We start from the raw sequence: 12329 nt of genomic DNA, 5'->3' as shown, positions 1-12329 counted from the left end.
GTGCTATTTGTGGCTGCCGCTACCATGAGCGTCAAGCGTTTATACCTTTATATCTTTGCGAGCCTAGCGTATTTTTGCGTGGCTGGCTTTGGTATTCACCTACTCACTTCGGCATATTATGAAAAACAAAAAGCAGAGAGTGAGCAACACCTGCGCGAGCAAACGGCACTTGTCCGCAACAAAATAGAAACCACCATTTTCAAAGATGTATTCGCCGCTGAAAGCTTGGCGACTGTGGTCGCTCTAAACCCTGAGCTGGCCATTGCTAATTGGCATACCATCGCCGCTAAGACGCTAGAACAATCGCAATTGGTGCGCAATTTAGGGCTTGCTCCCAATGACACCATCAGCCACGTATTCCCATTAGAAGGAAATCAACGCGCCATTGGTTTTAACTTCAAATCCAGCCCAGAGCAATATGCCACCGTGGTTAAAGCACGACAAAGTAAAAAGGTGGTCATTGCCGGCCCTTTAGAGCTAGTGCAAGGCGGCCAAGCGATCATCGCACGTTTCCCTCTTTTTGATGACTACCCCATCAACGCCCATTATTGGGGCACTCTCAGTGTGGTCATGGATTTAGCCACACTGTATAAACAGGTCGGTATCAAAGATACTGAGCACTTGCATATCGCTTTGCGTGGGGTAAATGCATCGGGTGCCGAGGGCAAGGTATTTTATGGCGATGCGAGCATCTTCAGTAATCCTGACAGCACCGCCAGCATCCAACTTCCTAATGGCCGCTGGCAACTTGCGGCCCGCTATAGCATCCCCAGCAACCACGATGATAATGCCCAACTACTCGGCGCCATCAGTATCGCGGCTGCCATTATACTGTATTTTTCTGTCGCGATACTGGTGCGGGCATACCACCTCACTAAAACAATGTCTTTGCAGGATGAGCTAACCAAGCTGGCGAATCGGCGATATATCATGCAACGCCTCAATGCCTTGGTAAACGACCCACAGCAAGAAAAGAAGTTTGCCATCATCAGTATTGATTTAAATGAGTTTAAACAAGTAAACGATAACTTCGGTCATGCGGTGGGAGATGCGCTGCTAGTTCACGTTGCCCGAGAACTAGAAACTGCACTACGCGACGCCGATGTGGTTGCCCGCCTTGGCGGCGACGAGTTTTTAGTGCTTTTATATCGTATAAATGATCCGGATACGGTCGCACAAATTGTCGAAAAAGTGCGTCGCCATATAGAAAGCACTCCCCTCGCTCATGGCGATTTGTTTATCTACCCTTCACTAAGCTGCGGTTACAGTTGCCATACCGAACAAACACTGGATATTGAAGCTCTGCTAAACGAAGCAGATAAACGTATGTATAGCGACAAAGCGCAGCAAAAATAATCAGTGGTTGATGAGCTCAGCCAAAGCCGCATCCATTTTCGCTATAAAATCATATTTAAAGGGGTAGTTGCCGCGTTCGTCCCGCGCATAGCCGATGTGGGCTGAGCGTGTCATTAACACATGCTGCACGGTCAAATTCTTCGCTTTTATAGCAAGTTCAGGCTGTCGCTGCACTATTAGCTCTAATTCATACTCGCTTGAACGGCGGTCATTCACATAGCACTCAATTCGTTGCTTTAGTAGCTTAAACAAATTTGAACGGGTATTGGCATTACGCCATACTCGCACATCGCCGCGCTGCTGTGCTGCACGCACGGCATGGTCAAAAATCAAGTACCCAGCGTTGACACCAATATTAACCGCTGGGCCCGCTTTGCCAGCTAATGCTGCCGGTAAATCAGTGTCATTGTGGCACAGTGCGACCACTGTTTCTTGCTCAAGTGGCAGCGAATACATATCGATAAAGGGACGTTTATCAAGGTGTTTATAGGGCGGTAATATCGCAAACGCAGCGCCCTGCTCAAGCTGCTGCAGTGCCCGTTTCCAGGGCATTGGCTTTAATACCACCTCATAGTCTGTCAGTGATTTAGCAGCGCTTTGCACCAATGCAACGTAATCGCCTTGCAAAGTGCCTTGGCGAACATAAGTGTAAGGCGGATAGCTTTGATCAACCAGTATTTCAACGCGTTGCGACTGCGCAACAACCGGCGCCACCCAGCACATAACAGCGCAGCCGAGAAGTGAAAAACACGCTTTTAAAATCAACGTGCGCCAACCGCCTTTGCAGGAATAATATCCTTAGTTTATAGCCTCCAACGAGCTAATATGCAAGGAGCCGATGGCCACTAGCTATGAATAAGCTGCTGCTGCAGTTCGTGCACTTGGTCGCGTACTTTGGCCGCTTTTTCAAATTCCAAATCACGAGCAAATTCGTGCATTTGTGCTTCTAGGCGACTAATCTCTTTGGCTATTTCACTGGCATCCATTGTCGTGCCGGCCTTTTTCGATGCCGGTTTAAGGCGTGCCTGCGCCGCTTTGTTTTGTACCTCTTCGCCGGTATCCATCACATCGGTAATGCGTTTTTTCAGCGCTTGCGGGGTGATCCCATGCGCTTCGTTATGGGCTATTTGTTTTTCTCTACGGCGGTTGGTTTCGTCCATGGCTTGACGCATTGAGCGAGTGATCACATCACCATATAAAATAGCACGGCCGTTAATATGGCGGGCTGCACGGCCAATGGTCTGAATAAGCGAGCGCGCTGAACGTAAAAAGCCTTCTTTATCGGCATCTAAAATAGCGACCAATGACACTTCCGGCATGTCTAACCCCTCTCGCAGCAGGTTGATGCCAACGAGCACATCAAATACCCCAGCCCGTAAATCGCGAATGATTTCCATGCGCTCTACGGTATCAATATCGGAGTGTAAATAGCGCACCTTCACATCATGATCGCTAAGATAATCAGTAAGGTCTTCTGCCATTCGTTTAGTTAGGGTGGTCACTAAAACCCGCTCGTTCACTTCAACACGTTTATATATTTCAGAGAGCAAATCGTCCACCTGAGTGGCCACGGGACGCACTTCTATTTGCGGGTCGACCAAGCCAGTAGGACGGATCACCTGTTCAGCAACTTCGCCTGCGGACTTGTCTAGCTCATAATCCCCTGGGGTGGCAGATACATAGATAGTCTGGGGCATTATGGCCTCAAACTCTTCAAACTTGAGCGGCCGATTGTCCATTGCCGAGGGCAATCTAAAACCATACTCGACAAGATTTTCTTTGCGCGAGCGGTCGCCGCGATACATAGCCCCCACTTGTGACACGGTAACGTGAGACTCATCGATGATCATCAAAGCATCATCCGGGAGATAGTCCAGTAAGGTTGGCGGTGGCTCGCCTGGCGCCCGACCCGACAAGTAACGGCTGTAGTTTTCAATGCCACTGCAATAGCCAAGCTCTTGCATCATTTCAATATCGTACTGGGTGCGTTGTGCAATACGCTGCTCTTCAATCAGCCGGTTGTCATCAAGCAAGCGTTGGCGGCGGCTTTTCAATTCGGTTTTGATATTCTCAATAGCCGCTAATATTTTCTCACGGGGTGTAACATAGTGTGTTTTTGGGTAGATGGTGGCGCGCACGAGGTTTTTTTCCACATGACCGGTGAGCGGATCAAATAAGCTTAAGCGCTCTATTTCATCATCAAACATCTCGACGCGCACGGCAATATCATCGGACTCAGCGGGGAAAATATCAATCACCTCGCCACGCACGCGATAGGTGCCCCGGCTGAAATCCATATCATTACGGGTGTATTGCAACTCAGCTAAACGCCGCAGCATATCACGTTGGTCTATGGTATCTCCGACCTTCAATAGCAGCATCATTTTCATGTAGGAATCAGGATCGCCAAGACCGTAAATGGCAGAAACGGAAGCCACAATCACCACATCGCGCCGCTCTAATAAGGCTTTGGTGGCCGACAACCGCATTTGCTCAATATGCTCATTAATGGAGGCGTCTTTTTCGATAAAGGTGTCGCTTGCAACTACATAGGCTTCTGGCTGGTAGTAGTCGTAGTATGAGACGAAATATTCCACAGCATTATTGGGAAAGAACTCTTTCATTTCGCCATACAACTGCGCCGCCAGCGTTTTATTGTGCGCCATGATAATAGTCGGGCGATTAAGCTCTGCCATAATATTAGCCATGGTAAAGGTCTTGCCGGTTCCTGTCGCGCCGAGCAAAGTTTGATGAGCCAGCCCCGCTTCTAACCCTTCGACCAACTGGGCAATGGCACTAGGTTGGTCGCCACTTGGCGAGTAACCTGATACCAATTCGAACATATCTTTCACTAACAAGACTCCTTATTGTTGGCTGTGGCGTTTAAGCTCATGGGTGAACCATAAGTACGCAACGACGGCAGTAAACAGATTACCCATTGCCGCGCCAATAAATAAACCGGTTAAGTCGGCGATTAAACTGCCGACATAGGCAATCGGCACATAAAAGACAAACAATCGAATTACGCTCAAAACGAGTGCATTCATTGGCCTGTGCAAGGCATTGAACGAGGAGTTAGTTAAAATAATAACGCCTTGTAGGCCATACGATAGCGGTAAAATGTAAATAAATAAGCTGATCAGCTCCCGCACTTGGCTCTCACTGGCAAAAGCAAGTGCTATCCAATGACCCACAGCTAACAGTAATAAGTAGATGAGAAATTGCCAAATAAGGACAAACTGCAAGGTCTTTTGGTATGCCTCGCGCACCCGCTCTATTTTTCCGGCTCCAAAGTTTTGGCTGATAAACGGCGGTAATGTCATTGACAACGCCAACACCACCAACGACGCTATCGACTCTATCCGGCTGCCGACACCGAACGCAGCCACCGCTGGTGCTCCAAAGGTAGCGACGATAGCAGTCATAACGGCCATCGCTAGAGGCGTTAGCATATTCGCACCCGCTGCAGGAAAGCCTATTTTTAAGATCTTCCGTGTTGCCCCATAAAAACTCTGACTGCGGCACTGACTGCTCAGCAGTTTACGACGCACAATGAGAATATGCAGCACCAAAATAACGCCAACAACCCAAGAGATTGCACTGGCAATGGCCGCGCCTTGGACACCTAATGCCGGAATTGGGCCCCAGCCGAAAATCAACACAGGATCAAGTATGGCATTGATAAGTCCAGAGCCGCCCATGATCAGGCTAGGCGTCTTAGTATCGCCATTCGCGCGCAAAATAGCATTGCCAATCATGGGCGTGACTAATAGCACACTGGCTAAAAACCAAATATGCATATATTGGTCGATGATGGGTAGCAACTGTGCTTGGGCCCCTAGAAGCTTAAACAACGGTTCGCTAAAGAGATAACCTGCTACCGATAGCAAGAGCACAAGTATCGCTGAAACAATGAGCGCAACCGTGCCATCAAAACGAGCTTGAGCATGCTCACCCGCTCCCAATGCTTTAGCTATCACCGCTGAGGTCCCAATCCCTAGACCAATAGCGAGGCTAATAACAGTGAATGTCACAGGGAAGGTAAAGCTAATTGCCGCTAAAGGTTGTGTACCTAGCATACTAATAAAAAATGTATCAACTAGGTTAAACATCATCAAAAAGATCATGCCAAAAATCATCGGCACAGTCATTTTCGTTAAAGTCGGTACAATGGCAGCATGAAGAAGCTGAGAGGGTTGCGCATGATCAGAAGAATGAGTTTCGGCTGTAGCCATATCGACGCTTATTGCTGCTAATTCCAAATCCCCATTCTAAAGCATCAAAGCATCCCTCGCTACGCCTAAATGGTGCATAAAAAATGATCTTTTTCTAAATTTGGCTGACTTGTTTGTGCAAAAGCATGTAAAAAACAAATTATTTACAGCATGTATACATTTTGGGGATGAAATGACTTTTTTTTACACAGTAAGATGAATACATCGTCAATTCAGATTATAACAAACGCTCTTTAAGTAACGCCAAAGAATATAAGAGCAAATAATTGATTTTAAATAAAAATATTTTTTATCCTTTTCCCCTTGCATTCTTACTCGCTCTCTGTCGATACCGATAGCTACTGCCCTTGCCCTATTCATAAACAGACTTATCCACAGATTTCGTGGATAAGTTACGCCACCCCTTTAATTATAAGGGGTTAAGCTAATTTGCTCGTTTTTTACTGAGTTTACGTTCATCTTCGGGTTGTTTGCGCTATGAGTCATGAAAGTATAAGTTACTGACAGACTCGATTATTTCCCTTTGTCAGTGTAATTACTGATGAAATCGCTCTGCGACAGGCGCAACGCAGCCCCAAATAGAGGCTGTTTTGCGCGCTAAGCAGTCAATTTGAGTGAAAAAGCGCCGAACAGTCTACTTTTTTTATTTTTAGAGTTTTTATTGGTTGACACTTTAGGGCGCGGTCATTAATATTTCGCCCCGTTGAAAGGCAGGCGCTTCCCCCTTAGCTCAGTTGGTTAGAGCGACGGACTGTTAATCCGCAGGTCCCCCGTTCGAGTCGGGGAGGGGGAGCCAAATCTTTCAGCAATAAGGTAATTGTTCCCCCTTAGCTCAGTTGGTTAGAGCGACGGACTGTTAATCCGCAGGTCCCCCGTTCGAGTCGGGGAGGGGGAGCCACTACTTACCTTTGAAATTGTTCCCCCTTAGCTCAGTTGGTTAGAGCGACGGACTGTTAATCCGCAGGTCCCCCGTTCGAGTCGGGGAGGGGGAGCCAATTTTCACCCATCTCCTCTTTCTAGACAAACTCATCTTTGTAAACTACTCTTTGTACTGTGTTTTTTCTCAAGCCGTGCTATATTATTGCGCCATTAGTCAATGATTTATAACAACTCATTGCACCAAGGTTGTATGTAATAACGGTTAAATTACACTAGTAGAGATTAGGCCGCTGTGATAATTCGCCGTCTCACATGGCACGCTCGCGCATGTGAATGGACTCTTTGCCAAAGTTCAGTCGCGATTAGGATTTATCGTTTAGCTGGTTAAATAATAAGGATAAAGCTAAGTTGAAACGGTTCACCCTCTTACAATTTTCTTTATGGCTACTGGCATTGTGTGCCGGTATTATCGCTAATGTGATGGTTTTTCACTCTTACAGTGTGGAAAAGCAAGAACACATGCAAGTAAGCTTGCAGCGGTATTTAGATAGCCATCCGCAAATTACCGTCACCGATGCTCCCGCTATGGCAGAGCAACTGTTTGCCACCATGAACTTGAAAAAACTATGGCTGAGAGATGCCGAAGGTGAAGTATTGGCAAACAAAACACATCGTCAGAATAGCGCACTACTTTCACAAGTGGCTCAGTCTCAGTTCAACAGTGTCCGCAGCCAGTATGCAGTCAGCAGTAATGGTGAGCTGCGCATAGAGTTTATTGCCGATTTAGACGATGTAGCGAAAACATTTGAAGTTGGATTACTTTATTTTGTATTAGTCATATCCCTGCTCGCACTGTTGCCTATTGCTAGTTTAAAAACGGCGTTTGTGGGATACCGCCGGCATGTGGCTGATATGATTTCAGCGATAATCGACCAATTCGTCAGCAATGGCGTGGTGCCAGATACCAGTAGCCGTGCATTCTCTGACGATAGCCAAAAGCAGCGGCTAGCCAGTCAAATCTCCCCTGCCCTCAATCGCCTATCAACATACTTAGGCTCGCAACTCGACAATATTGCCAGCTCGGCAGTGGAAATAAAAAAAGAGGCCTATAAAGACGTAGTCACCGAACTGGGTAATCGCAACATGTTCGTAGAGTATTACGAACGTCACATTGAACACGTTCAGGGCGATTGTTTTGGCTGTATCGCCCTGGTACGAGGCACCGAATTGCAGCACATCAACCAGCGCAGCGGTTACCAGCAAGGCGATGAGTACATTCGCAGTATTGCTGAGATGCTCAGCGCCGTGGTCGGCAGTTATCGTGGCAGCAGCGTATTTCGTCTTAACAGCTCAGATTTTGCCGTGGTGTTACCTAATATTCCGCTAAAAGAAGCGGAGCGCTTTGCTAACAATGTTCAGTCTAAGCTAAACCAGTATCAGAAAATCCATGATCTAACCTCTGTCGCTTACACCGGCATTGTCTCCTATGAACAAAATAAACCCCTAGGCGAGCTACTGGCGAATGTTGATGTGGCGATGAATATTGCCCAGAGCAAACAAAATAACGCTTGGCACATTCAACGCCAAGAGGATATGAGCGCCAGCAGCAATCAAGGGTCGCAAAATTGGCGCAAAATGATCAACGATTTACTCGATAAGCAAAGTGTGACCTTAGTGATCCAAGCCATTATGCCGCTAGGTAAAAGCAACAATGCCTACTCAGAGATTCAGGCGCGATTTCGCGATGAGGAAGAGCATATCTTACCGACCTCTTCGTTTATGGCGATGGCCGATCAGTTAGGAAAATCGGTTGAACTGGATCAGATGATCATCGAACATGCTTTTCGGGCAATGAAAAGTAAAAACCTCAACGCGCAGTATTTTGGGCTCAACGTGTCAGCCGCAAGCGCCCATGATGATAAATTTGTGATCTGGCTTGAGCGTCGACTGATGAAAGAAGGCGAATTGGCAGCTCGTCTCATCTTTGAAATTTCAGAGCTGGGACTGCAACAAAACATCGGCGCGAGCAAACGCTTTATTACCATGCTGCATCGCGCAGGCGCTCGTATTACCGTAGAGAAGTTTGGCGTAGGGCTAACGTCATTTAAGTTTTTCCGAGAGTTAAAACCAGACTTTATCAAAATGGATGCCAGCTACACGCGCGGCCTAGAAGACGATAAGAATAACCAGTACTTCATGCGATTAATGGTTGATTTAGCGCACCGTATTGGCGTTAAAGTATTCGCTGAAGGCGTTGAGAGCCAAGAAGAGAAGCATATTATCGAGCAGCTTTGTCTTGATGGTGCACAAGGCTACTACATTGAAAAACCTCGGGAGCTGTAACACAGCTCCTTTCCTACACTTACCCCAGCCTCTAAGAGCAGACATGCAACATCGCGTGTAAAAGCAAGTTTGCTCTGCCCGCTGTGTACAAGTTACCACGACTAAATGCATATGGTCGGATGACGTCTTTTTCACCTTGTCATCGTTAGTGATATTAATTATCATTCGCCCCTCCATTTTAGTACAACAAGGACAATACGTGCGCTTTCCCTTTTCTCTAATTATGCTTGCTCTCAGTGGCAACGTCATCGCCAAACAAAATAACAATGAAAACTTAGAACATATTATTGTGACTGGTAGCCGTGTCATAGAAAATATTGACGAAGTGCCAGCATCGGTGACGGTGATCACTCGAGAACAAATTGAGGCCCAGCTTAAGGTTAATCCAGAATTACAAAACCTTTTGCAAATGATGGTGCCAGGCATGGCGCCAAGCACAAATAGTTCAAGTAACACCGGGCAAACGTTGCGCGGCAGAGCACCTTTAGTGATGATTGACGGTGTCCCTCAGTCCACGCCGCTGCGTAATGGCTCTTTGGGCATACGCACACTCGACCCAAGCGTTATTGAACGCATTGAAGTCATCAAAGGGGCCACCTCAGTATATGGCAATGGCGCTGCAGGCGGAGTGATCAATTACATTACCAAAAAACCGACAACGGCTGATGATTTTAGCGCAGAGCTTGATGTGTCAACACGATTCAGTGCCGTCAAAGCGGATGAAACCTTAGGTGCACGCATCGAGGGTTCGGTCAGTGGCCGGGCAAACAAGTTTTCTTATTTAGCGACAATCAGCTATGAAGAAAATGGCGTACAGCGCGACGCCGAAGGCGATATTCTTGGCTTGCAATACGGACTCAGTGACGTACAAACGCACAATTACTTCACCAAATTAGGTTACGACTTTGATGCAGATAAGGCCCTCGCCTTTACTTACAACTACTATAAGTCGCAACAAAAAACAGATTTAGGCGATGTCTTTGGTAACGTCAATTCTGGCGATAAATCCTACGCCATTCATGTGCCGCCAGCACAGCAAAAGCAAGGTCGTCCTCAAGGCCCAAGTGGCAACACCAATGCCATGCTTAAGTACACCGATAACGCTATCTTCGCGCACACCGCACTGACTCTAGACTTATATGCGCAAGATATTGAAAACGTGTTCTTCTTCTCTCCAAATCTTGCCAACCCAGATGAGGGTTATGAGGGCGGTCAGTCGATCATTGCCTCGCAGAAGCAGGGCCTGCGCGCCACGTTGAATACCTTGATAGATTTTGACAACACCGAAGCCACCTTTATTTATGGTATTGATGCGCTGCAAGACACCACATCTCAACCCTTAGTTGATGGCCGTGAGTGGGTCCCAGAAATGGACATGAGCAACCTTGCCGGCTTTTTTCAAAGTAAATGGGTGATGTTTGATGACTATGTTATCAAAGCCGGTGTACGCCATGAGGACATCGACCTCGAAGTTGATGATTACCGTACCCTTAAACTGTGCCGCAACGCCCAGCAATGCTCTGTGGCGTTCGAAGTGCGTGGTGACACCCTCAATTACACAGCCACCACCTACAATGTCGGGCTAAAATATAATGCGTATGAGCAATTTAGTCCGTTTTTTAGTTACTCTCAAGGTGCAGATATCTCGGATATCGGCCGCTTGCTGCGTAGCGCTACCGTGGATGATATTGCTCTGATCCGCACTGAAGCCGCGCTTATCGACAATTACGAAGTGGGCTTTACGTCGGTACTTGATAGCCTGCGAATTGAAGCGTCTTTATATCGCAGCACCTCTGATTTGGGAACCACTAACCGTTTTGATGAAGCCACTGGCGTATACATGCCTGTACGTGCTCCACAGGAGATTTGGGGGTATGAAGCGCTAGTGGATTACCGCTTTCACCCTGCTTGGCGAGCCACTGCCACCTATTCTTATGTCGAAGGCAAAAACACGGCTGAAGATATTTATCTCGGAGGCAAACAAATTAGTCCACCCAAGGCGACTGTGAACCTACAATGGCAAGCTACAGATGATGCCGCGCTCACGTTATCAACCTTATACGTGGGAAGCCGCAAACGGTTTACCGCCAACGATGCTGGCGAGTATGTTGGCGATCAAGGGCCGATTGACGATTATTTTGTCATGAACCTCAGCGGTAATTGGCAATTCAATTCAAGCGCCAACGCCTATTTGGGCATCGAAAACCTTCTAAACCGCGATTACTATCCCGCAAGAGCGCAAGCTTACACCTATGGCGGCTACAATATAAAAGGTTTAGGCACCACAATCACCGCCGGTATCCATTACCAATTCTAGGGCGGCAATAAGCAATCCAGTTGTATCAACAGTGCAAAGCCGGTTTACCGGCTTTTTTATTCTGCCTGTCTCACTGCGGTTAAAAAAGAATCACTCACAAGCATTAATCGAAACTTGAATGCGAATACTTTTTAATTGTAACCCTATGATTTATATATAAAAATTTGATTTATTCATAAGATCGACTACACTAGGGCTACATCTTTCTAAGGAGATTATGGCAAATGCAAGGTAAACAACGAGTTATAGACGCATTCAATAAGCTGCTTGCAAATGAGCTGGCCGCAATTGACCAATATTTCATTCATTCGCGCATGTACGAAGACTGGGGTTTAAATAAACTTTATGAACGTTTGGAGCACGAGCGCGACGAGGAGACGCAACACGCTGACTGGCTTATCAAGCGTATTTTATTTTTAGAAGGCGTGCCCGATTTAACTAAACGTCGAGCTCTGCTTGTTGGTAGCAACGTCAAAGAGATGATGGCCAACGACCTTAAACTTGAGCTTGAGGTTGTACAGTGTGTTAAAGAAACCATCAAAATTTGCGAAGAAGAACAAGACTATCAATCTCGCGAAGTACTTGAGAAGCTCTTGTTTGATACCGAAGAGGACCATGTTTATTGGCTTGAACAGCAACTTGGCCTCATTGAGAAGATCGGTATTCAAAATTATCAACAATCGCAAATGGGTGAGTCTGAGGCTTAATTATGAAAGGTGATAAAGACGTCATTGCAGCCTTAAACCAAGTGCTCGCAAATGAGCTAGTAGGCATTAATCAATATTTTTTGCATGCGCGCATGTTTAAAGATTTTGGTTTTAGCAAATTAGATAAAGCAGATTACAAGGTGTCTATCCAGAAAATGAAAAATGCCGATAGACTTATCGAGCGCATTCTGTTTTTAGAGGGGCTTCCTAACCTACAGGATTTAGGGCGCCTGCGTATTGGTGAAAATGTTGAAGAGATGATAGCTGCCAACATGCATTTTGAGCTGGAGTCATTAAAGGACTTGCAGGCAGCGGTAAAGCTTGCCGAAGAGCGTTTAGATTACATCAGCCGTGAGGCGCTAGATGCAATTCAAAATGAGCAGGAAGAGCAAATAGATTGGCTGGAAACGCAGCAACATCTAATCAAGGCCACGGGCCTCGAAAACTATCTGCAATCGCAGATGTAATCCTTGCCGCGCCTGATCTTCATTA

8 protein-coding genes and 3 tRNA genes are annotated in these 12329 nt (G+C 46.6%); 8 read left to right on the top strand and 3 right to left on the bottom strand.

The window, feature by feature from the left end; all coding sequences use genetic code 11:
• The first annotated feature begins 24 nt into the window (after window positions 1-24).
• A complete protein-coding gene (locus tag FIU82_RS15865; protein WP_152441575.1) occupies window positions 25-1356 on the top strand; it encodes a diguanylate cyclase in 1332 nt (443 codons plus the stop codon).
• Here FIU82_RS15865 and FIU82_RS15860 read toward each other — a convergent pair whose 3' ends face one another.
• From FIU82_RS15860 to FIU82_RS15850, 3 genes are all read right to left on the bottom strand, one after another.
• Window positions 1357-2079 (bottom strand): ABC transporter substrate-binding protein, encoded by a 723-nt coding sequence (locus FIU82_RS15860; RefSeq protein ID WP_152441574.1) that lies wholly within the window; start codon window positions 2077-2079, stop codon window positions 1357-1359.
• Window positions 2080-2201: 122 nt separating this feature from the next.
• Window positions 2202-4208, bottom strand: coding sequence for an excinuclease ABC subunit UvrB (gene uvrB / locus FIU82_RS15855; protein ID WP_022944495.1), 2007 nt, complete (start codon window positions 4206-4208; stop codon window positions 2202-2204).
• A 12-nt stretch (window positions 4209-4220) separates the two neighbouring features.
• A complete protein-coding gene (locus tag FIU82_RS15850; RefSeq protein WP_138587539.1) occupies window positions 4221-5591 on the bottom strand; it encodes an MATE family efflux transporter in 1371 nt (456 codons plus the stop codon).
• A gap of 719 nt (window positions 5592-6310) precedes the next feature.
• On the opposite strand from FIU82_RS15850, the gene FIU82_RS15845 reads away from it, so the two are divergent.
• The 7 genes from FIU82_RS15845 to bfr (FIU82_RS15815) all read left to right on the top strand — a co-directional run bounded on the left by FIU82_RS15845 (window position 6311) and on the right by bfr (FIU82_RS15815) (window position 12304).
• A tRNA-Asn gene (locus FIU82_RS15845) sits at window positions 6311-6387 on the top strand.
• 25 nt (window positions 6388-6412) lie between these two features.
• Window positions 6413-6489: transfer RNA gene (locus tag FIU82_RS15840), tRNA-Asn, on the top strand.
• 20 nt (window positions 6490-6509) lie between these two features.
• A tRNA-Asn gene (locus FIU82_RS15835) sits at window positions 6510-6586 on the top strand.
• Window positions 6587-6878: 292 nt separating this feature from the next.
• Window positions 6879-8813 (top strand): EAL domain-containing protein, encoded by a 1935-nt coding sequence (locus FIU82_RS15830; protein WP_152441573.1) that lies wholly within the window; start codon window positions 6879-6881, stop codon window positions 8811-8813.
• Window positions 8814-9036: 223 nt separating this feature from the next.
• The gene (locus tag FIU82_RS15825; RefSeq protein ID WP_152441921.1) at window positions 9037-11130 is read left to right on the top strand and encodes a TonB-dependent receptor; all 2094 of its coding nucleotides are present in this window, start codon (window positions 9037-9039) and stop codon (window positions 11128-11130) included.
• Window positions 11131-11354: 224 nt separating this feature from the next.
• Window positions 11355-11837 (top strand): bacterioferritin, encoded by a 483-nt coding sequence (bfr, locus tag FIU82_RS15820; protein WP_130145765.1) that lies wholly within the window; start codon window positions 11355-11357, stop codon window positions 11835-11837.
• Window positions 11838-11839: 2 nt separating this feature from the next.
• Entirely contained in the window at window positions 11840-12304 is a 465-nt protein-coding gene (gene bfr, locus FIU82_RS15815) for a bacterioferritin (protein WP_022944623.1), read from the top strand.
• Window positions 12305-12329: the final 25 nt, after the last annotated feature.

It is taken from the genome of Pseudoalteromonas sp. THAF3, assembly GCF_009363775.1.
Taxonomy (GTDB): domain Bacteria; phylum Pseudomonadota; class Gammaproteobacteria; order Enterobacterales; family Alteromonadaceae; genus Pseudoalteromonas; species Pseudoalteromonas ruthenica.
The sequence above is the reverse complement of the archived record's forward strand: the minus strand, read 5'-3'. Positions and strand labels throughout refer to the sequence as shown.

Coding starts and splice junctions, on each gene's coding strand:
- FIU82_RS15865 (WP_152441575.1), top strand. CDS start 25: ATGAGCGTCAAGCGTTTATACCTTTATATCTTTGCGAGCCTAGCGTAT.
- FIU82_RS15860 (WP_152441574.1), bottom strand. CDS start 2,079: ATGTGCTGGGTGGCGCCGGTTGTTGCGCAGTCGCAACGCGTTGAAATA.
- FIU82_RS15850 (WP_138587539.1), bottom strand. CDS start 5,591: ATGGCTACAGCCGAAACTCATTCTTCTGATCATGCGCAACCCTCTCAG.
- FIU82_RS15825 (WP_152441921.1), top strand. CDS start 9,037: ATGCTTGCTCTCAGTGGCAACGTCATCGCCAAACAAAATAACAATGAA.
- bfr (WP_130145765.1), top strand. CDS start 11,355: ATGCAAGGTAAACAACGAGTTATAGACGCATTCAATAAGCTGCTTGCA.
- bfr (WP_022944623.1), top strand. CDS start 11,840: ATGAAAGGTGATAAAGACGTCATTGCAGCCTTAAACCAAGTGCTCGCA.